At 51.0% G+C, this 20,517-nt stretch carries 18 protein-coding genes and 5 pseudogenes; 14 read left to right on the top strand and 9 right to left on the bottom strand.

The genetic code is table 11. The annotated features are described in order from the left end of the window. The 8 genes and pseudogenes from rhtB to ACWI0H_RS20710 all read left to right on the top strand — a co-directional run bounded on the left by rhtB (position 1) and on the right by ACWI0H_RS20710 (position 6,401). Positions 1-663, top strand: coding sequence for a homoserine/homoserine lactone efflux protein (gene rhtB / locus ACWI0H_RS20745; protein ID WP_485874422.1), 663 nt, complete (start codon positions 1-3; stop codon positions 661-663). 68 nt (positions 664-731) lie between these two features. After that, complete coding sequence (locus ACWI0H_RS20740) at positions 732-1,151, top strand: ATP-binding cassette domain-containing protein (protein ID WP_485874421.1); 420 nt, start codon at positions 732-734, stop codon at positions 1,149-1,151. A 71-nt stretch (positions 1,152-1,222) separates the two neighbouring features. Continuing rightward, a pseudogene (locus tag ACWI0H_RS20735) lies at positions 1,223-1,489 on the top strand (transposase); the annotation flags it as partial. 74 nt (positions 1,490-1,563) lie between these two features. Beyond that, a pseudogene (locus ACWI0H_RS20730) lies at positions 1,564-3,134 on the top strand (IS3 family transposase). A 35-nt stretch (positions 3,135-3,169) separates the two neighbouring features. Further along, positions 3,170-4,210 (top strand): annotated as a pseudogene (locus ACWI0H_RS20725) (IS1380 family transposase); the annotation flags it as partial. A 113-nt stretch (positions 4,211-4,323) separates the two neighbouring features. Beyond that, a complete protein-coding gene (locus tag ACWI0H_RS20720; RefSeq protein ID WP_485874420.1) occupies positions 4,324-4,803 on the top strand; it encodes an ATP-binding cassette domain-containing protein in 480 nt (159 codons plus the stop codon). 26 nt (positions 4,804-4,829) lie between these two features. Further along, entirely contained in the window at positions 4,830-5,855 is a 1,026-nt protein-coding gene (gene phnD, locus ACWI0H_RS20715; RefSeq protein WP_485874419.1) for a phosphonate ABC transporter substrate-binding protein, read from the top strand. A 51-nt stretch (positions 5,856-5,906) separates the two neighbouring features. Next, the gene (locus tag ACWI0H_RS20710; protein ID WP_485874418.1) at positions 5,907-6,401 is read left to right on the top strand and encodes a PhnE/PtxC family ABC transporter permease; all 495 of its coding nucleotides are present in this window, start codon (positions 5,907-5,909) and stop codon (positions 6,399-6,401) included. Here the strand turns inward: ACWI0H_RS20710 and ACWI0H_RS20705 are convergent. From ACWI0H_RS20705 to ACWI0H_RS20685, 5 genes and pseudogenes are all read right to left on the bottom strand, one after another. Beyond that, positions 6,398-7,968 (bottom strand): annotated as a pseudogene (locus ACWI0H_RS20705) (IS3 family transposase). The gene ACWI0H_RS20710 and the pseudogene ACWI0H_RS20705 overlap by 4 nt on opposite strands. A 190-nt stretch (positions 7,969-8,158) precedes the next feature. Continuing rightward, positions 8,159-9,163: a TRAP transporter substrate-binding protein DctP gene (gene dctP, locus ACWI0H_RS20700; RefSeq protein ID WP_176302993.1), complete on the bottom strand. Its 1,005-nt coding sequence runs from the start codon at positions 9,161-9,163 to the stop codon at positions 8,159-8,161. Positions 9,164-9,185: 22 nt separating this feature from the next. Beyond that, complete coding sequence (accC, locus tag ACWI0H_RS20695) at positions 9,186-10,544, bottom strand: acetyl-CoA carboxylase biotin carboxylase subunit (RefSeq protein WP_485874417.1); 1,359 nt, start codon at positions 10,542-10,544, stop codon at positions 9,186-9,188. Positions 10,545-10,572: 28 nt separating this feature from the next. Further along, positions 10,573-11,094: an acetyl-CoA carboxylase biotin carboxyl carrier protein gene (accB, locus tag ACWI0H_RS20690; protein WP_485874416.1), complete on the bottom strand. Its 522-nt coding sequence runs from the start codon at positions 11,092-11,094 to the stop codon at positions 10,573-10,575. A 26-nt stretch (positions 11,095-11,120) separates the two neighbouring features. After that, positions 11,121-11,588, bottom strand: coding sequence for a hypothetical protein (locus ACWI0H_RS20685; protein ID WP_485874415.1), 468 nt, complete (start codon positions 11,586-11,588; stop codon positions 11,121-11,123). Positions 11,589-11,600: 12 nt separating this feature from the next. Between ACWI0H_RS20685 and ACWI0H_RS20680 the strand changes: the two genes are divergently transcribed. Beyond that, entirely contained in the window at positions 11,601-12,962 is a 1,362-nt protein-coding gene (locus ACWI0H_RS20680) for an IS1380 family transposase (protein ID WP_485874414.1), read from the top strand. A 226-nt stretch (positions 12,963-13,188) separates the two neighbouring features. Here the strand turns inward: ACWI0H_RS20680 and ACWI0H_RS20675 are convergent, their stop codons facing one another. From ACWI0H_RS20675 to ACWI0H_RS20665, 3 genes are all read right to left on the bottom strand, one after another. Further along, a complete protein-coding gene (locus ACWI0H_RS20675) occupies positions 13,189-13,884 on the bottom strand; it encodes a hypothetical protein (RefSeq protein WP_485874413.1) in 696 nt (231 codons plus the stop codon). A gap of 137 nt (positions 13,885-14,021) precedes the next feature. Next, a complete protein-coding gene (locus ACWI0H_RS20670) occupies positions 14,022-15,323 on the bottom strand; it encodes an IS1380 family transposase (protein ID WP_444676419.1) in 1,302 nt (433 codons plus the stop codon). 71 nt (positions 15,324-15,394) lie between these two features. After that, on the bottom strand, positions 15,395-15,763 hold the full coding sequence (locus ACWI0H_RS20665) for a beta/alpha barrel domain-containing protein (RefSeq protein ID WP_485874412.1): 369 nt from the start codon (positions 15,761-15,763) through the stop codon (positions 15,395-15,397). Between the two features lie 55 nt (positions 15,764-15,818). On the opposite strand from ACWI0H_RS20665, the gene tnpA reads away from it, so the two are divergent. The 4 genes from tnpA to ACWI0H_RS20645 are packed head-to-tail and all read left to right on the top strand — an operon-like array spanning position 15,819 to position 18,375. Continuing rightward, positions 15,819-16,109: an IS66 family insertion sequence element accessory protein TnpA gene (gene tnpA, locus ACWI0H_RS20660; RefSeq protein ID WP_172416383.1), complete on the top strand. Its 291-nt coding sequence runs from the start codon at positions 15,819-15,821 to the stop codon at positions 16,107-16,109. Continuing rightward, positions 16,106-16,450: an IS66 family insertion sequence element accessory protein TnpB gene (gene tnpB / locus ACWI0H_RS20655; RefSeq protein WP_004578760.1), complete on the top strand. Its 345-nt coding sequence runs from the start codon at positions 16,106-16,108 to the stop codon at positions 16,448-16,450. Before tnpA ends, tnpB begins: the two co-directional genes overlap by 4 nt. Before the next feature lie 28 nt (positions 16,451-16,478). Beyond that, positions 16,479-18,116 carry an IS66 family transposase gene (tnpC, locus tag ACWI0H_RS20650; protein ID WP_172416382.1) on the top strand — a complete coding sequence of 546 codons (1,638 nt, stop codon included), beginning with the start codon at positions 16,479-16,481 and terminating at the stop codon, positions 18,114-18,116. Beyond that, on the top strand, positions 18,106-18,375 hold the full coding sequence (locus tag ACWI0H_RS20645; RefSeq protein ID WP_062375866.1) for a hypothetical protein: 270 nt from the start codon (positions 18,106-18,108) through the stop codon (positions 18,373-18,375). Before tnpC ends, ACWI0H_RS20645 begins: the two co-directional genes overlap by 11 nt. 25 nt (positions 18,376-18,400) lie before the next feature. On the opposite strand, the gene ACWI0H_RS20640 is transcribed toward ACWI0H_RS20645, so the two are convergent. After that, positions 18,401-18,568 (bottom strand): hypothetical protein, encoded by a 168-nt coding sequence (locus ACWI0H_RS20640; RefSeq protein WP_485874411.1) that lies wholly within the window; start codon positions 18,566-18,568, stop codon positions 18,401-18,403. A 144-nt stretch (positions 18,569-18,712) separates the two neighbouring features. On the opposite strand from ACWI0H_RS20640, the pseudogene ACWI0H_RS20635 reads away from it, so the two are divergent. Further along, positions 18,713-20,283, top strand: a pseudogene (locus ACWI0H_RS20635) (IS3 family transposase). Positions 20,284-20,517: the final 234 nt, after the last annotated feature.

The following is a 20,517-nucleotide window of genomic DNA, read 5'->3' as shown; positions in this document are numbered from 1 at the left end:
ATGAGTTTTAGTATATGGCTAACATTTTTAATGGCTTCAATTTTGATTAGCTTATCGCCAGGCGCGGGAGCTATTAAAACTATGAACAGCAGTATGAACTACGGCTTTAAATCCGCAATTCCTACTATTTTTGGTTTGCAGCTCGGGTATGGCATACAGATTTTTATTGTAGCTATTGGCCTTGGAGCTATCATTGCCTCATCCACAGTTTCATTCTTAATAATAAAATGGGGTGGCATTTTATACTTAATATGGCTAGGTATCCAAAAATGGAAATCAGCAGAAAATTCGGTAACAATTGAAAACAAGGTAGAAAACCAAAGAAAGAAATTTTGGCAATCTGCATTTGTTAACTTAACAAACCCCAAGGCCACAGTATTCCTAGTCGTTCTATTCCCTCAGTTTTTATCTAGTAATAATACATCACATGAGACTCAGCTTCTCTTAATGGCCGCAACCCTTCTTATAGTTGATCTAGCCGTTATGCTTTTTTACGCAGCGTTGGCAAGCCACTTAAAGAGCTTCATAAAGTCTGAGCCACGAATGAAGCTTATCAACAGAGTATTCGGTTCATGTTTTATATTCGCTGGAATTGCTTTAGCAGCTTATCAAAAAAAATTAAAAAATAAAACTTTGTTATTAAATAATAATCTACCTATATAGACCCGAATACTATACGAATTTTTCATTAGCCAACAAGACATACCGATATTAAACAATGAGATAAGCACATGACGATAACCATTAAGGTAGAAGGGATTAATAAAACTTATGGAACTCATGAGGCATTGAGTCAGATTCAATTCACCATTGATAAAGGAGAAATCGTAACACTCATTGGCCCATCTGGATCAGGCAAATCAACTTTGTTAAGGCATCTTATTGGCTTGACTAAAGCTGATCGGCAATCTCCAGGCCAAGTCGAAGTACTAGGGCACGTGCTACAGCGTCAAGGGCGCTTTGTGGACCAAGGTCGAGATTACCGACGACGCAGTGGTTATATCTTTCAACAGTTCAATCTTGTTGGTCGCTTGAGTGTGATGACTAATGTCTTGATAGGACATCTTGGTGCCATGCCAAGATGGCGCTCGTTAACTGGGCGCTTCACAAACAATGAACAAACCCTAGCCTGGATTTCTCACGGGGTATAAAAGAAAGCGGCTGAAAGTGTTAACGTTTCAGGGCCTTACACCAAAAACCAACACCAACCGCCGCTTCCAAAATGGTACCTGAAAAACTGACCTTCTCGCCACTCTCACGCCGGCAAATTGAAGCCGATTTCTCTGGGGGCCACATCACCTCCGATGCTGGATTGCTCTTGCTACGGGAAGTCGATAAACAACATCGTCTGACGCACCGCTTGGCCTCCGTGCTTCATGATCCCCGCGCACCGGAACAGGTTCGTCATAAGCTCGACATCATGGTTCGTCAACGCGTATTCGGTGTGGCGGCTGGTTACGAAGATTTCAATGACCATGAGACTCTACGCCCCCTCTGTCAGCCTAGTTGTCCAGTTGGCAATATCGCCTAAATCACATCCAGAGGGAGCGGCATGGAGCACGTGTGCCACGTTATTCTAAAGAGCGTAAAGCGGCTGTCTTGAAAAAGTTACTGCCGCCCCACAATCGTAGTGTGGTGTCAGTTGCCACTGAAGAAGGCATCTCTGACGCGACGCTGTATAGTTGGTTAAAACAGTGTCGAGAAAAAGGAGTACCTGTGCCGGGTTACACCCAAAGCGACAGCGAATGGTCGCCAGACGCCAAGCTCGCGGTGGTCATCGAAACTGCCACCCTGTCAGAAACAGAGCTTGGGGCTTACTGCCGCGAAAAAGGTCTTTATCCCGAGCAGATCCAGCAGTGGAAAGCCGCTTGTCTCCAGGGCGCTGGTCAACAAGACGATCAGCAAAAAACGGCACAAAAGCAGCGTAAAGAAGACCGTAAGACGATCAAACAGCTCAAAGCGGAAGTGCGCCGCAAAGATAGAGCCTTAGCGGAAACCACCTCGTTACTGGTGCTCTCAAAAAAGCTCGACGCCTTGTACGGCGAAGACCCGAACAGCGGCGGGGACGACTGACACCGCTTGAGGAACGTGCAAGGCTCATTGCGTTGTTTGATGAAGCGGTCACCGGGGGCGCTTCCCGTTATCAAGCAGCGGCGATTATCGACGTGAGTGAGCGCACGCTGAAACGCTGGCGTTCTGGGGAGGGCGCTGTGGCTGAGGATCAGCGTCTACACGCGGTACAAGGCAGTCAGCCGCATCAGCTGACTCATGAGGAGGAACAGGCCATTTTAAACGCCTGCAATCGCCCCGAGTATCGAAGCCTACCGCCGTCTCAGATCGTGCCGTCACTGGCTGATCAAGGGGTCTACTTGGCCTCCGAGTCGTCGTTCTATCGGGTACTGAAAAAGCACCAACAGCAGCACCACCGCGGGCGCATGAAGCCACGTCGCCCAGTGCCTGAGCCGACGAGCTTTACGGCCACTGGGCCTAACCAAGTCTGGTGCTGGGACATCAGCTACTGCTCTTCCGTTGTGCGTGGCCAGCACTGGTATCTTTACCTGATCATGGATATCTACAGTCGCAAAATCATCGCCTGGGAAGTCCACGATGCGGAATCAGGCGAGTTAGCGAAACACCTGCTGGAACGCGCCTTATTGCGCGAAGGTTGCTGGCACCAGCCTCCAGTGCTGCACTCGGATAACGGTGCGCCGATGACGTCTTATACGCTGAAAGCGAGGTTAACAGAGCTTGGGATGTTGATGTCTTACAGCCGACCGAGAGTGAGCAATGACAACCCTTACTCAGAAGCGTTGTTCCGCACCGTCAAATATTGCCCCGCATGGCCTACAAAGGGCTTTGCATCGCTAAACGCGGTACGTGACTGGATGCTGACGTTCGAACGTGCTTACAACGAAAAGCACCTGCACAGTGGCCTTCGCTACGTGACGCCCGCTGATCGGCATCGAGGTGTCGACCGAGAACGCCTTGAACATCGCAAAGCGGTGTATGAAAGCGCCAAGCGCCGACATCCACAGCGCTGGTCAGGCAACACCCGAAACTGGGAAGTACCTGGTTCGGTAGCGCTCAACCCTGGCAAGCTGCAGGAAGTTGAGCGTAATAAACGGGCTGCTTAGAGGCAGCCATTTGGACAACTGGGTTGAAAATTACCGTACGTTACGACCAAGCGCTTCAGACGGCGGTCGGTGAAAAAGAGGCGCTGGCGGGCAAGTCTACGCTGTGCCGGAGTGAGCAGAACGCCGATCGACAAGCGATGGTGAAGGCCCATGAGTTGCTGTGGCATCACTTCATTGAACAGTATAACGAACCACCCAAGGAGATCGTACTGGACTTTGATGGCACCGATATTCCCGTGCACGGCGAGCAACCCGGCAAGTTCTTTAACCGCTATTACGATCACCATTGTTACTTCCCGCTGTACGTCTTCTGTGGCCGCCATCTGCTGGTGAGCTATCTGCGCACCAGTGACCACAGCGACAGCCACCACAGCTGGGCCATCCTGGCGTTACTGGTGCGGTTTATTCGCCAGTACTGGCCCGATACGCGCATTGTGTTACGAGGTGATAGTCACTTTTGTCGTCCCCGGATGCTCAACTGGTGCGATCGACATCACGTCGACTACATCGTGGGTATCGGCAAGAACAGTCGGCTGCTCAAGGAAGTGGACGTGCCCATGATGCTGGTGCGCAAGACCCAATGGCAGGTGGGAGGGAAAGTAGCAGAGACGTTCCGCTTCCAATATCAAGCCCACTCCTGGAAATACCCACGCTGGGTGGTGGCCCGTCTGGAAGAAGGCGAACTGGGCTCTAATCCCCGGTTTATCATTAGTTCCCGTTATGACGACGGCTTCAAGCTCTACTACGAGCAGTACTGCGCTCGGGGCGACATGGAAAACCGAATCAAGGATCAACAACTGAGCCTGTTTGCTGACCGGACCTCCAGTACGCACTGGTGGGCCAATCAGTGGCGGCTGATCTTATCGGGCTTCGCCTATACGCTGTTCGAGCGCTTACGCACTTACCTGAAGAAGACGCCTTTCGCGCGCATGAGCCCAAGCAACCTGAGGCTCAAACTCATCAAAGTGGGCGCAGTCATCATCCGCAATACGCGCCGAATCCGGGTGTTGATGAGTGACAGCTACCCCTATAAAGCGCAACTATCCGATCTCGTCAGGCGGTTGGTGCCGAACTGAATGCTCGGGCTCCCCCGGCCCGACGCAATGGGGGAAAGGGGGAAGTGTGTCTTAACGACGGAAAGTGGTTAAAAAGTAGGCAATTTAAGATGTACCAATAGGTTTTTAATAGCATGGCGGCCTGGGTGCGGTACTTGCTGAGGTGCTATGAGAAATCCGGGCTAGCACTCAGAGCGATGGAGAGAGTTGGTATTAAAAGCCTAGCAGATCAGCGCGCCAACACTCTTTCAGGTGGGCAGATGCAAAGGGTAGCCATCGCCCGAGCTCTCGTTCAGGATGCCGAAGTTATCTTTGCCGACGAGCCCATCGCTTCTCTAGATCCCCGCAGTGCTCGCGAGGTAATGGAGATTCTCCAGCGTATTAATCATGAGGATGGAAGGACTGTTGTCATCACCTTACATCAAGTTGATGTTGCACGCCGCTATTGTCGTAGAGCAATCGCTCTCAAGGAAGGAAGGCTCTATTACGACGGCCCGATAGAAGGGTTAACGGATGGTCTTCTACAAGGGCTTTATGAAAACAATGGACTAGACGAAATAAACCCAAGCAACGTTTCATCTGCGCTTTCTACACCACTACACACTGTGAGCTAAATCTATTGACCACTAAGGAGAATCAAATGTTTGTATCACAATTTCGTCGCACTACTTTACTACTGACTGCCAGCATAGGCTTATTAAGTAGCGGTCTCGCATATTCAGAAGTAGAGACAATCAGGTTTGGTATCACTTCCACTGAGTCGAGCCAAAATCAAGCCGATCAGTGGCAACCCTTTTTAGATGATATGTCCAATGCATTGGGGGTTGATGTCGAGCCTTTCTTTGCCACAGATTATGCAGCTGTAATTCAGGCAATGCGCTTCGACAAAATTGATCTTGCTTGGTACGGAAATAAATCAGCCATGGAAGCAGTTGACCGTGCTAACGGAGAAATTTTTGCTCAAACAGTATCCTCTGATGGTGACCAAGGATATTGGGGACTTATGATTGTCAACCAAGATAGCCCCTACAGCTCCATCGATGAAATTCTTGAAAATGCTAATGAGTTAACCTTCGGTAACGGAGATCCTAATTCAACATCAGGATTTTTGGTGCCTGGGTATTATGTCTTTGCTGAAAACAATGTTGACCCTAGAACAGCCTTCAGACGTACGCTCAACTCAAATCATGAGACAAATGCCCTTACTGTCGCCAACGGCCAAGTTGATGTCGCCACCTTCAGTACAGACAGTATGAAACGCTTAGAAATTAACCATCCCGACAAAGCAGCTCAATTAAAAATTATTTGGGAATCACCTCTCATACCATCCGATCCACTTGTCTGGCGCAGCGACTTAGAACAAGAAATTAAAGATAGTTTAAGACAATTTATCTTGAGCTATGGAGATACAGCCGCACAGCGAGAAGTTCTGGAACCAATGAATTGGTCTGGCTTTGCAGCATCTGACAACGACCAATTGTTGCCGATACGTCAACTAGAGCTTTTTAGGGAACGCTCACAAATATCGTCTGATAATTCGCTAGATGACGAAGCCAAAAAAGCAAGACTTTCAGAGATCGATGCTCAGCTCGAAACTTTGAACAACCGTATAGAATTGCTAGAAGAAGACTCGCTAAACAACTCTACTGCCATGATAACTCATTGATATCATAAGGAATTAGGGGCGGGACTACCGCCTCATTAACGGAGCTATCAAATGAATTCTACACTAACGCCCGATGCTGAAGTCTTCGGCAAGAAATTTAGTTGGTGGCAACTACTGGGCTGGATCATAATTTTCTTCTTACTTGCCTGGGCCTGGGAGGGTGCTGAAATAGCGCCTGGGCAGTTAGTAGCTAATGCTGGGAATATGGCAACTCTGTCTGGCGACTTTTTTCCACCAAGTTTAAGGCACCTTGGATACTATATCGATCAGATGCTGGTAACAATTCAAATTGCTATATGGGGTACCTTTCTAGCAGTTCTATTTGCAATACCATTCGGCTTGCTTTCATCAGAGAACCTCGCTCCATGGTGGATTAATCAACCAGTAAGACGGCTAATGGATGCGTGTCGAGCAATAAACGAACTTGTTTTCGCTATGCTCTTCGTAGTAGCTGTAGGTTTGGGACCGTTTGCAGGCACAATGGCTTTGTTCGTACATACGACTGGCGGTAATTTTCAACCCAGTTGTCCAAATGGCTGCCTCTAAGCAGCCCGTTTATTACGCTCAACTTCCTGCAGCTTGCCAGGGTTGAGCGCTACCGAACCAGGTACTTCCCAGTTTCGGGTGTTGCCTGACCAGCGCTGTGGATGTCGGCGCTTGGCGCTTTCATACACCGCTTTGCGATGTTCAAGGCGTTCTCGGTCGACACCTCGATGCCGATCAGCGGGCGTCACGTAGCGAAGGCCACTGTGCAGGTGCTTTTCGTTGTAAGCACGTTCGAACGTCAGCATCCAGTCACGTACCGCGTTTAGCGATGCAAAGCCCTTTGTAGGCCATGCGGGGCAATATTTGACGGTGCGGAACAACGCTTCTGAGTAAGGGTTGTCATTGCTCACTCTCGGTCGGCTGTAAGACATCAACATCCCAAGCTCTGTTAACCTCGCTTTCAGCGTATAAGACGTCATCGGCGCACCGTTATCCGAGTGCAGCACTGGAGGCTGGTGCCAGCAACCTTCGCGCAATAAGGCGCGTTCCAGCAGGTGTTTCGCTAACTCGCCTGATTCCGCATCGTGGACTTCCCAGGCGATGATTTTGCGACTGTAGATATCCATGATCAGGTAAAGATACCAGTGCTGGCCACGCACAACGGAAGAGCAGTAGCTGATGTCCCAGCACCAGACTTGGTTAGGCCCAGTGGCCGTAAAGCTCGTCGGCTCAGGCACTGGGCGACGTGGCTTCATGCGCCCGCGGTGGTGCTGCTGTTGGTGCTTTTTCAGTACCCGATAGAACGACGACTCGGAGGCCAAGTAGACCCCTTGATCAGCCAGTGACGGCACGATCTGAGACGGCGGTAGGCTTCGATACTCGGGGCGATTGCAGGCGTTTAAAATGGCCTGTTCCTCCTCATGAGTCAGCTGATGCGGCTGACTGCCTTGTACCGCGTGTAGACGCTGATCCTCAGCCACAGCGCCCTCCCCAGAACGCCAGCGTTTCAGCGTGCGCTCACTCACGTCGATAATCGCCGCTGCTTGATAACGGGAAGCGCCCCCGGTGACCGCTTCATCAAACAACGCAATGAGCCTTGCACGTTCCTCAAGCGGTGTCAGTCGTCCCCGCCGCTGTTCGGGTCTTCGCCGTACAAGGCGTCGAGCTTTTTTGAGAGCACCAGTAACGAGGTGGTTTCCGCTAAGGCTCTATCTTTGCGGCGCACTTCCGCTTTGAGCTGTTTGATCGTCTTACGGTCTTCTTTACGCTGCTTTTGTGCCGTTTTTTGCTGATCGTCTTGTTGACCAGCGCCCTGGAGACAAGCGGCTTTCCACTGCTGGATCTGCTCGGGATAAAGACCTTTTTCGCGGCAGTAAGCCCCAAGCTCTGTTTCTGACAGGGTGGCAGTTTCGATGACCACCGCGAGCTTGGCGTCTGGCGACCATTCGCTGTCGCTTTGGGTGTAACCCGGCACAGGTACTCCTTTTTCTCGACACTGTTTTAACCAACTATACAGCGTCGCGTCAGAGATGCCTTCTTCAGTGGCAACTGACACCACACTACGATTGTGGGGCGGCAGTAACTTTTTCAAGACAGCCGCTTTACGCTCTTTAGAATAACGTGGCACACGTGCTCCATGCCGCTCCCTCTGGATGTGATTTAGGCGATATTGCCAACTGGACAACTAGGCTGACAGAGGGGGAGCTAATGAAGCCAAGAAAAAAAAGGCTTTAGTAATAGCGTCAATAATCTTTGTAAACATAGTTATAAACCTTTGAGTGGCTGGGGCATATACCCCAGCCAAATGACGGCAGCTATTAGTAGGTCATGTCAGCTGATTTTGCCATTTCTCGTAACTGTCGAGCATCATCGCCACTTTGCTCTTCAGCTACTTTCCATACACCCTCTGCCCATAAGCGTTCATGAGCTTCTGATTCAGACTCACTAAAAGAAGTGATTTGCATACCATTATCAATCAGAAAATCAGCTTCTTCCTTCTGTACAGCATCGAAGTGAGCTACAGAATCAATTTCAATCTGCTTGCCAGCTTCAATCAGCGCATTCTGTGCATCACTATCTAAAGCATTCCAGCGATCAAGGTTCATATAAATCATCACACCAACTTGACCGAACTCAGGATCTGTCATGTAGTCTATGATCTCATGCCATTGGAGATCACTAGCGCCAGTTAAGCCCCATGCAGCTCCGTCAATAACGCCTCTTTGTAATGCCGTGTAGATATCAGTAACAGGCATATTCACTACGGCTCCGCCAAGCTCTTCAATCATAGATTGATATGAAACTGTTCCACGAATACGTCGTCCTTCTAACCCTGGCTCACCAGTAATAGGCTCACGTAAATAGAAACGAAAACCTTTAGTTCCTGTGGAAGGAGCTGAAATTAGCTTTAAACCGAGTTCTTGATAATGTTCATCAATATAATCGATTAACCCCTCTTCGCGGCGCTTAATTGGATCAACATCTATCGCGTCAAGAGAGAGCCCAATGGCCGTTGTACCTGAGTGATAAGCCGCATGAGTAAACAATAGATCAAAAGCCCCAGCTTGTACTGGTTGAAGTTGCTCAAATGCAGGAACGACGTCTGGCCCTTGCACATTGATTTGAACGCTGCCGTCAGAATACTCTTCTACCATTTCGATAAATTTAGGCCCAATCTCCCTATACCAGGCAAAATTAGAAGGGTAGCCAGCTAGCATATTAAGCTGTTGAGCTTCCACTTCTGAAGAAAAACCAGTACCTGCTGTACCTGCCACAGCTAAGGCTATCGCGCAATGTTTAATACTTTTCTTGAGTAGCTTCATTATAATGCTCCTTGTTTTTATGTTAGTGCTGCTTTTCAAGTAAACTGGCAACAAAGACAGTATTAAAATTCCCGGATTTAAATTGGTCGCTGTTAATTAGTTTACTATGGAACTTCGCTGTTGTTTTAACACCTTCAACTTTCATTTCAGATAAAGCACGTGTCATTCTAATGATGGCTTCATTACGGTCTGCTCCCCAACAAATTAGCTTACCGATCATCGAGTCGTAATATGGTGGAATTGTATAGCCACTTTCTAAATGGCTATCCATACGAATACCAAAACCACCTGGTGGACGATAATAGCTTATTGTGCCTGGGCATGGGGAAAATCCATTTTCTGGATCTTCTGCATTGAGACGGCACTCTATAGCATGACCAGAGAGCACTATGTCTTCCTGCTTGATATTTAACGCTTGGTTATCTGCTATCTTGATTTGTTCTTTTATTATATCAATGCCAGTAATCATTTCAGATACAGGGTGTTCAACCTGAACACGAGTGTTCATTTCGATAAAATAAAATTGTTTATCGATATTGTCATAAACATACTCAACCGTTCCGGCACTTTTATACTTAACTTTTTTAGCTAGGCGAACAGCAGATTGACACAAGTCATTTCGTTGGGAGGTACTTAATGCAGGAGAAGGGGCCTCTTCAACTAACTTCTGATTACGTCGTTGAGCAGTGCAATCGCGCTCACCAAGATGAATACAACTGTCGCCGTCAGCAAGAAGTTGAACTTCTATGTGGCGAATGTCTGTAAGATATTTCTCAATATAGACAGATGAATCGCCAAAAGCCACTTCAGCCTCAGACATGATCTCATTCAGATCCTGCTCTAAGGTATCTCTAGACTCTACAACCCTCATACCTCTGCCGCCACCACCCGCGGATGCTTTGATCAAAAGAGGGAAACCAATGCTTTCTGCTATTTCTAGAGCTTTTTTGAATTCAGTAACAACGCCATCTGAGCCAGGAATTGTAGGTACTGAAGCTGAGTCGGCTATTTTCCTAGCTTCAATTTTATCTCCCATCTTGCTGATTATGTCAGCAGAAGGGCCGATAAAAATTATGCCATTATCTTCACACTTCTTTGCAAAGTCTGCTTTTTCTGAAAGAAACCCATAACCTGGATGAATCGCATCTACACCAAACGCCAAAGCTGCGCTAATGATGGCTTCTTGATTTTGGTAGCTCGCCTGAGCAGGAGCAGGTCCAATACAAACAGCTGAATCAGCCAACTTAACTGGTAATGTATCTTTGTCAGCTTCAGAGTAGATAGCTACGCTTTTTACCCCCAGCTCTTGACAAGCTCGAATAATCCGAAGCGATATTTCGCCTCGGTTAGCAATCATTACGCTTTTAATTTTATTTAACATGAAAACTCCCGTTTGATCGAGAAGAACCTCATTCTTTCTCAATAAGCATAATGGGTTGCCCATACTCTACGGGCTGTTGGTCTTCCACATAGATTTCTTTTACACGACCATTAACTTTAGCTTCGAGATTATTCATCAACTTCATAACTTCGATGATACACACAACAGATTTTGGTTCTACTTGCTGACCAATTTCAACAAATGCAGGCGCACCGGGCTTTGGCGACATGTAAAAAGTACCAACCATCGGAGCAGTAATTAAATGTTCATTTTCAGCCACAGATACGTCAGCTGTCGGTGATGATTTACTTACAGTTGGGGCAGTAGTAGGTTTGTTTAATTCGGGTTGTTCTTGTTTACTGGGAGCAGGTGCAGTAGTTACAGATGTTCCCGCAGCATCAGAAGATACAGAACGTTGCGTATTTTCATTACGACTAATAAAAAGCTCAAGTCCGTTATAAGATAAAGATAACTCACGTATATCGCTACTTTCCTTTACCCATTTAGTGAGTTGTTTTAAGTCATTTAAGCTAATATCAAAATCTTTCATTTTTAATTCTCCTGTGTTTATTAAAACTATCTTGAAATCGAGATATTTAGGTTTTCAGTTGATAGCTTAACTTGCTTTTCATCGCCACTAGCAAGCTCTTTAATAAAAGAGACTAGCCCCCCGCTGAAGTCATCACCAGATTCACCATTGGCAATAGCCTCTTTCATCCCATCAACTTGATTGCCTGCAAACATGGCACGTAACAAAAGCTCGTCTTTTGTAGCATTTGGGTGCTGTTGAGCTAGGTCTTTCATCATAGGTTTTGGGGCTGTAGGTTTCTCATTAATTTCTGAGGAACCATTTTCAAGTATTTTTTTATAGACTTCTGAATCAACAGGACCTAATAGGCGGCCATAATAGCCCAGAACATACTTTTTAATTTCATTCGGTACTGTTCCGTAGCGTTCACCAGAACCTGAATCCGTGAGACCGGATCCCTGAAACGCTTCTAACCTACTGGTCCGCATGGCAATATAGCGGATATCGCCATTCACCCAGACAGTGCCATGCCCAACGTCAAGTTCCGCGCCAGTCGCCGCACCCTCACCAGCCACGCCGGGCTGTCCATCATCGGGCAATGCTTCGAGATCGCTGGCGTCGACAGCATCGACAGCCGCTTCCCCACCACGCTGGGCATGCGCACCAGTGACGTGATCAAGAGCTACCTGGGCCTGCTGTGTCTGGGCATGAGCGACTATGACGCTGTCGAGAACTTCCGCCGCGACAAGCCCTTCCAACAACTGCTGACCCTGCAGAAGGTGCCGAGCGCGGCGACGCTGCGACAGCGGCTGGAGAAACTTGCCGCCAACGACCTGCAGGCGCGCACCGCCACCTGGTCCACGACCCTGCTGTCACTGATCGAGGCACCGATCACCGCCGAGACGACGCACGTCTGCCTGGACATCGACACCTTCGTCATGGACAACAGCAACTCGAAGAAGGAAGGCGTCTCGCGGACCTACCAGAAGGTCGATGGCTACACCCCGATCGCCGCCTACCTGGGCAACGAAGGGTGGTGCCTGGGTCTGGAACTGCGGCCTGGCAAGCAGCACACCATGAAGGAGAGCAACGCCTTCCTGGAGCGGGTACTGCCTCGCGCCCAATGCCTGACCAAGCAACCGATCCTGTTACGCGAGGACAGCGGCTTCGACAGCCAGGCGCACCTGGCGCTTCTCGAACAGCAACGCCAGGTCTTTGCCGACGAGGGGCGCCGGCTCGACTATGTCGTCAAATGGAACCCGCGCGGCTCGGCCACGGCTGATCGAGATACCTGGCTGGCGGTGGCGGCGGACTACTGGGAAGAGCTGCGTCCTGGCAAGCGCCAGGCGCTGTGGACGCAGGCCGTCTCGATCCACGACGACAACAAGACCGAATACGTCGTCCAACGCGTGATGCGCCTGGTAGAGCGCACCGCCGATCGCGATGGCCAGTTGCTGCTCGAACCGGACTATGAGTTGGAAGGCTGGTGGACCAGCCTGGACGAGGCGCCGGAGGCGGTGATCAAGCGCTACCAGGCGCATGCCACCCATGAGCAGTTTCACAGCGAGATCAAGACCGATCTCGACCTGGAGCGCTTGCCGTCCGGCAAGTTCGCCACCAACGATCTGATCCTGCATCTCGCCCAGTTGGCCTACAACATCCTGCGCCTGATGGGACAGCTGGGCATGACCGGCGAGCTGAGCCCGGTTCGCCACCCGGCCAAGCGGCGCCGGCTGCGCACCGTGCTACAAGAGCTGGTGCACCGTGCGGCTCTCGTGATTCACAAGGCACGGCAGATCATCCTCGACTTCGGGCAGGATATCGGGCGCATGACGGTGCTCAAGACGCTGCGGAGCCGACTGCGTTATCCACGAGGAACGCCATGCTGACCGTCAATCGGCGACACTCTATCCACAAGCAGTTCCAAGCGACACGCGATCGCCAGATATGTCGTGCCTGGCGGGTGGAAAGGCATGACAAAACGGGCCGTCAGCACCGATCAGCACGGTGGGTTTTGGCAATAACGGGCTTGCGAAAGCCAACTTGCACGGGGCGAATGATCAAAAAGTGCTCGCTGGCGGTGATAGGGAAAGTGTCGGCGCCGGCTTCACGGATTCAGGCAGAAATAACGTTCATTACCGCTTGAGTTCCAACAAACTGAGCAAAAGGAGTAATCATAATAGGCCATGCCAGCTCTTTTCTAACTAGGGCAATTTCCTCTAGGAGCTCTTCATACCGATTACCCAGCCCAGCCGTCTCTAGTTGAGCATGAAAATTGGATAACATTCCTCCTGGCAACTGGTGCTTATAATGTAATGGGTTATATTCAGCAGGCTTACCTTCTGGTTTTCCTTCTACTTCACAAATGTTTTTAAAATAGCTGCTAACTTCTTCAATTTTTTCATCATTAACATTTACTACGTACCCTAGTTCTCGTAATGACTTTACGATGGTTTGGGTTGCTGGCTGTCCAGCACCATTGGCTAAAGGCGCAATAGAAGTATGTAAAAGATCGCAGCCTAACTCGACAGCTTCTAAATATACTAATGGGCATAATGCAGTCAAGCAATGGCTATGAAGTTCAAGAGGACGATCGCCAATTACTTTTTTTATAGCAGGAACTAAAGTGCGAATACGTTCTGGGGTAAGCAAGCCTCCAGCATCTTTAAGCATAATTGCATCTACATCAGCTTGCTCAATCAGTTCAACTGCAGTTTTTACGAAAAGCTCATCTGTATGTACAGGACTTTCACAGAAAGAAAGAGCGCCAAAAGTATAGGCACCTAACCCGGATTTCTCACTGCACCTCAATGAGCTGCATAAATAGGTCGTAATACCGCCAACGGCCTATGACGACTGCTCAGATTGTCTACTATTTAACCAATTTCCACCGTCCAGACACACTTCCCCCTTCCCCCCATTGAGTCGGGCCGGGGGAGCCCGAGCAGTCAGCCCGGAGCCAACCGCCTGACGAGATCGGATAGTTCCGCCTTGTAAGGGTAGCTGTCACTCATCAGCACCCGGATTCGCCGGGTGTTGCGGATAATGACGGCCCCCACCTTGATCAGCTTGAGCCGCAGATTGCTCGGGCTCATACGCGCGAAGGGCGTCTTTTTCAGGTGTGTTCGTAATCGCTCGAACAGCGTATAGGCAAAGCCCGATAAGATCAGACGCCACTGATTGGCCCACCAGTGCGTGCTGGAGGTACGATCAGCAAACAGGCTCAGCTGTTGATCTTTAATCCGGTTCTCCATGTCGCCCCGAGCGCAGTACTGCTCGTAGTAGAGCTTGAAGCCGTCGTCATAACGGGAACTAATGATAAACCGGGGATTAGAGCCCAGTTCGCCTTCTTCCAGACGGGCCACCACCCAGCGTGGATACTTCCAGGCGTGTGCTTGATATTGGAAGCGGAACGTCTCTGCCACTTTCCCTCCCACCTGCCATTGGGTCTTGCGCACCAGCATCATGGGCACATCCACTTCCTTGAGCAGCCGACTGTTCTTGCCGATACCCACGATATAGTCAACGTGATGCCGATCGCACCAGTTGAGCATCCGGGAGCGACAAAAGTGACTATCACCTCGTAACACAAGGCGCGTATCGGGCCAGTATTGACGGATAAAGCGCACCAGTAACGCCAGGATGGCCCAGCTGTGATGGCTGTCGCTGTGGTCACTGGTACGCAGATAGCTCACTAGCAGATGGCGGCCACAGAAGACATACAGCGGGAAGTAGCAATGGTGGTCGTAGTAGCCGTTGAAGAACTTGCCCGGCTGCTCGCCGTGAACCGGGATATCGGTACCGTCAAAGTCCAACACAATTTCCGCCGGTGGCTCCTCGTGCTGCTCGATGAAGTGGTGCCAAAGTAGTTGATGGGCCTTCACTATCGCCTGCCGATCCGCCTGCTGCTCCATCCGGCACAGCGTGGACTTGCCTGCCAAGGAGTCGTCCTGGCCAACCGCCGTTTGCAGCGCTTGATCAAAGCGAAGGGCTTCATGATCGTTCAGGTCTTCGTATCCAGCGGCCACGCCAAATACCCGTTGACGAACCATGGTGTCTAGCCGGTGGCGAATCTGTTCTGGATCCCGGGGATCGTGAAGTACCGAGGCTAGTCGGCGAGTCAGGCGATGTTGTTTATCGACCTCGCGCAGCAAAAACAGTCCGGCATCGGAGGTGATGTGACCGCCGGAAAAATCGGCTTCAATTTGACGGCGAGAGAGTGGCGAGAAGGTCAGTTTTTCAGGTACCATTTTGGATAGCGGCTGTTGGTGTTTTTTCTGGTGTAACGTCCTGAAATAATAACACTTTCAGCCGCTTTCTATTATCCCCTGTGAGAAATTCGGGCTAATGCTTTGGCGCGCTTTAAGCAACCAACTATATTGGAAACATCATTTAATCCATCAAATGCGCCAATAACTCGGAAGCCATTGTTATATAGTTGATCGACCCACCCATCAATTACATCATCAGGGAGAAAGTCGAATGAAGCGATATTTTTTGAACGAATTAATGCACGAAACTTAGTTTCGGGGGCTGCTTTATGTAATTCTCTTACACGTTCCCATGGATCTTCCTTGAGATAACGCACAGATACATCAAACTGGATAGGTGCCATCATATCAATGTGATGGAAACCAGCACTGTTCATTGTATCTGCAATGTAAGCGTCCATTCCGCGACGTTCTGCCACCCCGCTAAAATTCGCCCTAAAGTAACCTCACAGTTTCCAACACGAGGTTATCGCCATGAGAAAGCACCGCACACCCGACCAGTGGCAGGCTTTGGTCAATCAGCAGCGTGACAGTGGTCTGTCAGCTCGGCAGTTCTGCGAACAAGAGAACATTGGTTACGCGAGTTTCTGCAACTGGCGCAAGCGCCTGTCTGATCCGTCGGCCGATGATTCGGCTGGATCCGGTGAAGCCAGCTTTCTGGATTTGTCGTCACTGATGGACACATCGCAATCCTCCGGCCCAGGCTGGAACATTGTGCTCAGCCTGGGCAATGGCGTTGAACTGCGGCTGAGCCAGAACGGGTGATCGGGCTCGATAGTCAGGCCCGGATCTGGCTGTGCACCGAGCCCACCGATATGCGCAAATCGTTCCGGGGCCTGAGTGCCCTGGTCCGGAATCAGTTGAAGCACGACCCTCTCAGCGGCCAGTATTTCGTCTTCGTCAATCGCCGCAAGACTCAGATGAAGATGCTGTATTTTACGACCACCGGTTACTGCCTGTGGGCCAAGCGCCTGGAGCAGGGGCAGTTCCGGGTGCCATTATCTGCCTCGGGGCAGCGAGCCCTGACCCTGACGGATCTGCAACTGCTGATCGATGGCATTGAGGTGCAGAAATACCGCCAGTTCAAGCGTTTTCGAGGGGTATAGAAGACGGACTTCCGGTATAATATCGGTCATGAATTCAACGGCTTCTGATCCTTGTCCCAATGCATCGTCCTCCTCGGCTCTGGCCGATGAGAATGCACTGCTGCGTGAGCAGGTCCAGATCCTGCAGCGCCAGCTGGACTGGTTCAAGAAGCAGCTGTTCGGCCCCAAGTCCGAGAAGCAGGTGTTTGATCTGCCGGGCCAGAACAGCCTGTTCCAGCCCGATGAAGCACCGCTGCCGGAGCAGCCTGCTGGCGAAGAAAAACGCACCATCAAGGCCTATCAGCGCGGCACCGGCAAAAAGCAGCGGGACGACGACTGCTTGAATGACTCCGGTCTGCGCTTTACCGCCGATGTGCCGATGGAGGTCATTGAGCACCTGCCACCGGAACTGACCGGGCCGGAGGCTGACCAGTACGAAGTGATCGGTAGCAAGACCACCTACCGGCTGGCCCAGCGTGCCTCCAGTTATGTGGTGCTTAAGTGCGAACGCCCGGTGTTCCGGCGAAAGGGGGCCGAGAAGCCGGTGACGACTCTGGCTCCGTTCAACGTGCTGGACAACAGCCTGGCCGACGTCAGCCTGCTGGCCGGGCTGCTGGTGGACAAGTTCCAGTTCCACCTGCCGCTGTATCGTCAACACCAGCGCATCCAGCAGGCCGGTATCACCGTCAGTCGCAGCACCCTGACGAACCTGGTCAAGCGTGCCATCGACCTGTTGCGACCCATCGTGGATGCCCAGACCGACAATGTGCTGCGCAGTCGGGTGCTGGCCATGGATGAAACGCCCATCAAAGCCGGTCATCAGGGCCGGGCCGGCCCGCAAAAGGGCAAGATGAAAACCGGCTGGTTCTGGCCGTTATACGGCGATGCCGACGAGGTGGTGTTCACCTACTCGAACAGCCGTGGGCGTGCCCATATCGAAGAAGTACTCAGCGAATCGTTCAGCGGCACCCTGATCAGTGACGGCTACGCGGCCTATGCCCGCTACGCTGCCGCTCAGGAGAGCGTCACCCATGCCCAATGTTGGGTGCATGGTCGCCGTTATTTTATCGAGGCACAGAAAGATCACCCGGAGACAGTCACCAACGCGCTGCAACAGATCGCCAAGGTGTACCGGAATGAAGAGGCCATCAAAACCCAGGGGCTGACTGGCGAGAAGAAACGCCAGTACCGGTTGGATCACTCGAAACCGGTGGTCAGCGACTTCTTCCAGTGGTGCCGGGATCAGTTGGCACAAGGCGGCCTCGTGCCCAGCGACCCGCTGACCAAGGCCCTGAACTACGTGCTCGGTCGCGAAGCGAGCCTGACCGTGTTCCTGGAAAACCCGGACGTGCAGCCAGACACCAACCACCTGGAACGGGCGCTACGCCCCATTCCAATGGGCAAGAAAAACTGGATGTTCTGCTGGACCGAACTGGGCGCGGAACACCTGGGCATCATCCAGAGCCTGATCAGCACCTGCAAGCTGCACGATATTAACCCCTACACTTACCTGGTGGACGTGCTGCAACGCGTCAGTCAGCATCCCGCCAGTGAAGTGGCGAACCTGACTCCACGGCGCTGGAAAATCCGGTTCGCCGAGAATCCGCTACGGGCTCTGATCGATCCCCGTCATCCGGACCGACAAGCCACGCAACTCACACCGGTGGAGGTCGTCCATGCGCATTGAGGACATGAGCATCGACGAGTTGCTGGAACTGAACCAGTACATCTGCCAGCGCATTGATGAACTGCAAGAACAGGAAACCCTGCAAGCCTTGAGTCGGTTGCGGGTTGGTCTGAAAGTGACCTTCGAAGGCCGAGAAGGACCGGTGTTGGGGATCGTCACCAAGATCAACCGCAAGAGTGTGATCGTGCTGGGCGAGGAAGGCAGGAAACAGTACAAGGTCTCGCCGGAGTTACTTAGGCCTCTGCGTGACGTGAAGTAGGTCAACTACGTCGTAGGATGAACGCTTACTCTGCAATGCCCATCATATGTTCAGTACGCATTCGCGTCGCCCATAGGCTCTGGTGTGCATCACGAAAAGTGGTATCGATAATTTTAATTTCGCGTTGACTATTCTTTGGTCGCCCCCCTTCGCCAAAAATTGAAGCAATGCTCTTATTTTCTTTATTAGACATTAGTGTAACTCCTTACAGTATATAAAAGCTTTTGTAGGCCCTAACAAAGCCCTTTAGTGCCTACGAGAACCCCCTCTGTCAGCCTAGTTGTCCAGTTGGCAATATCGCCTAAATCACATCCAGAGGGAGCGGCATGGAGCACGTGTGCCACGTTATTCTAAAGAGCGTAAAGCGGCTGTCTTGAAAAAGTTACTGCCGCCCCACAATCGTAGTGTGGTGTCAGTTGCCACTGAAGAAGGCATCTCTGACGCGACGCTGTATAGTTGGTTAAAACAGTGTCGAGAAAAAGGAGTACCTGTGCCGGGTTACACCCAAAGCGACAGCGAATGGTCGCCAGACGCCAAGCTCGCGGTGGTCATCGAAACTGCCACCCTGTCAGAAACAGAGCTTGGGGCTTACTGCCGCGAAAAAGGTCTTTATCCCGAGCAGATCCAGCAGTGGAAAGCCGCTTGTCTCCAGGGCGCTGGTCAACAAGACGATCAGCAAAAAACGGCACAAAAGCAGCGTAAAGAAGACCGTAAGACGATCAAACAGCTCAAAGCGGAAGTGCGCCGCAAAGATAGAGCCTTAGCGGAAACCACCTCGTTACTGGTGCTCTCAAAAAAGCTCGACGCCTTGTACGGCGAAGACCCGAACAGCGGCGGGGACGACTGACACCGCTTGAGGAACGTGCAAGGCTCATTGCGTTGTTTGATGAAGCGGTCACCGGGGGCGCTTCCCGTTATCAAGCAGCGGCGATTATCGACGTGAGTGAGCGCACGCTGAAACGCTGGCGTTCTGGGGAGGGCGCTGTGGCTGAGGATCAGCGTCTACACGCGGTACAAGGCAGTCAGCCGCATCAGCTGACTCATGAGGAGGAACAGGCCATTTTAAACGCCTGCAATCGCCCCGAGTATCGAAGCCTACCGCCGTCTCAGATCGTGCCGTCACTGGCTGATCAAGGGGTCTACTTGGCCTCCGAGTCGTCGTTCTATCGGGTACTGAAAAAGCACCAACAGCAGCACCACCGCGGGCGCATGAAGCCACGTCGCCCAGTGCCTGAGCCGACGAGCTTTACGGCCACTGGGCCTAACCAAGTCTGGTGCTGGGACATCAGCTACTGCTCTTCCGTTGTGCGTGGCCAGCACTGGTATCTTTACCTGATCATGGATATCTACAGTCGCAAAATCATCGCCTGGGAAGTCCACGATGCGGAATCAGGCGAGTTAGCGAAACACCTGCTGGAACGCGCCTTATTGCGCGAAGGTTGCTGGCACCAGCCTCCAGTGCTGCACTCGGATAACGGTGCGCCGATGACGTCTTATACGCTGAAAGCGAGGTTAACAGAGCTTGGGATGTTGATGTCTTACAGCCGACCGAGAGTGAGCAATGACAACCCTTACTCAGAAGCGTTGTTCCGCACCGTCAAATATTGCCCCGCATGGCCTACAAAGGGCTTTGCATCGCTAAACGCGGTACGTGACTGGATGCTGACGTTCGAACGTGCTTACAACGAAAAGCACCTGCACAGTGGCCTTCGCTACGTGACGCCCGCTGATCGGCATCGAGGTGTCGACCGAGAACGCCTTGAACATCGCAAAGCGGTGTATGAAAGCGCCAAGCGCCGACATCCACAGCGCTGGTCAGGCAACACCCGAAACTGGGAAGTACCTGGTTCGGTAGCGCTCAACCCTGGCAAGCTGCAGGAAGTTGAGCGTAATAAACGGGCTGCTTAGAGGCAGCCATTTGGACAACTGGGTTGAAAATTACCGAGAATGTGTTTAGAGGCGTAGTTCGTCAAGAGAATTACAGTTCGTATTGCGAACTATTTTTTAAAGTATTGTTTTAAAAGAATTTTTATCAACAAACTTGATACCAAAGTATAATAAAAAACATCGGTATTGGTTCTTTAAGAACATTGATTAGATTACTAAGCCTCAATTTACCGCAGTTATGGATTGACGGGTGCG

The sequence above is a fragment of the Halomonas sp. NYA30 genome (assembly GCF_976980765.1).
The sequence above is the reverse complement of the archived record's forward strand: the minus strand, read 5'-3'. Positions and strand labels throughout refer to the sequence as shown.

What these genes read in the sequence shown, in the direction of transcription:
- rhtB (WP_485874422.1), top strand. Translation starts at nt 1, where the DNA reads ATGAGTTTTAGTATATGGCTAACATTTTTAATGGCTTCAATTTTGATT.
- ACWI0H_RS20740 (WP_485874421.1), top strand. Translation starts at nt 732, where the DNA reads ATGACGATAACCATTAAGGTAGAAGGGATTAATAAAACTTATGGAACT.
- ACWI0H_RS20720 (WP_485874420.1), top strand. Translation starts at nt 4,324, where the DNA reads ATGGCGGCCTGGGTGCGGTACTTGCTGAGGTGCTATGAGAAATCCGGG.
- phnD (WP_485874419.1), top strand. Translation starts at nt 4,830, where the DNA reads ATGTTTGTATCACAATTTCGTCGCACTACTTTACTACTGACTGCCAGC.
- ACWI0H_RS20710 (WP_485874418.1), top strand. Translation starts at nt 5,907, where the DNA reads ATGAATTCTACACTAACGCCCGATGCTGAAGTCTTCGGCAAGAAATTT.
- dctP (WP_176302993.1), bottom strand. Translation starts at nt 9,163, where the DNA reads ATGAAGCTACTCAAGAAAAGTATTAAACATTGCGCGATAGCCTTAGCT.
- accC (WP_485874417.1), bottom strand. Translation starts at nt 10,544, where the DNA reads ATGTTAAATAAAATTAAAAGCGTAATGATTGCTAACCGAGGCGAAATA.
- accB (WP_485874416.1), bottom strand. Translation starts at nt 11,094, where the DNA reads ATGAAAGATTTTGATATTAGCTTAAATGACTTAAAACAACTCACTAAA.
- ACWI0H_RS20680 (WP_485874414.1), top strand. Translation starts at nt 11,601, where the DNA reads ATGCCCAACGTCAAGTTCCGCGCCAGTCGCCGCACCCTCACCAGCCAC.
- ACWI0H_RS20670 (WP_444676419.1), bottom strand. Translation starts at nt 15,323, where the DNA reads ATGGTACCTGAAAAACTGACCTTCTCGCCACTCTCTCGCCGTCAAATT.
- tnpA (WP_172416383.1), top strand. Translation starts at nt 15,819, where the DNA reads ATGAGAAAGCACCGCACACCCGACCAGTGGCAGGCTTTGGTCAATCAG.
- tnpC (WP_172416382.1), top strand. Translation starts at nt 16,479, where the DNA reads ATGAATTCAACGGCTTCTGATCCTTGTCCCAATGCATCGTCCTCCTCG.
- ACWI0H_RS20645 (WP_062375866.1), top strand. Translation starts at nt 18,106, where the DNA reads ATGCGCATTGAGGACATGAGCATCGACGAGTTGCTGGAACTGAACCAG.
- ACWI0H_RS20640 (WP_485874411.1), bottom strand. Translation starts at nt 18,568, where the DNA reads ATGTCTAATAAAGAAAATAAGAGCATTGCTTCAATTTTTGGCGAAGGG.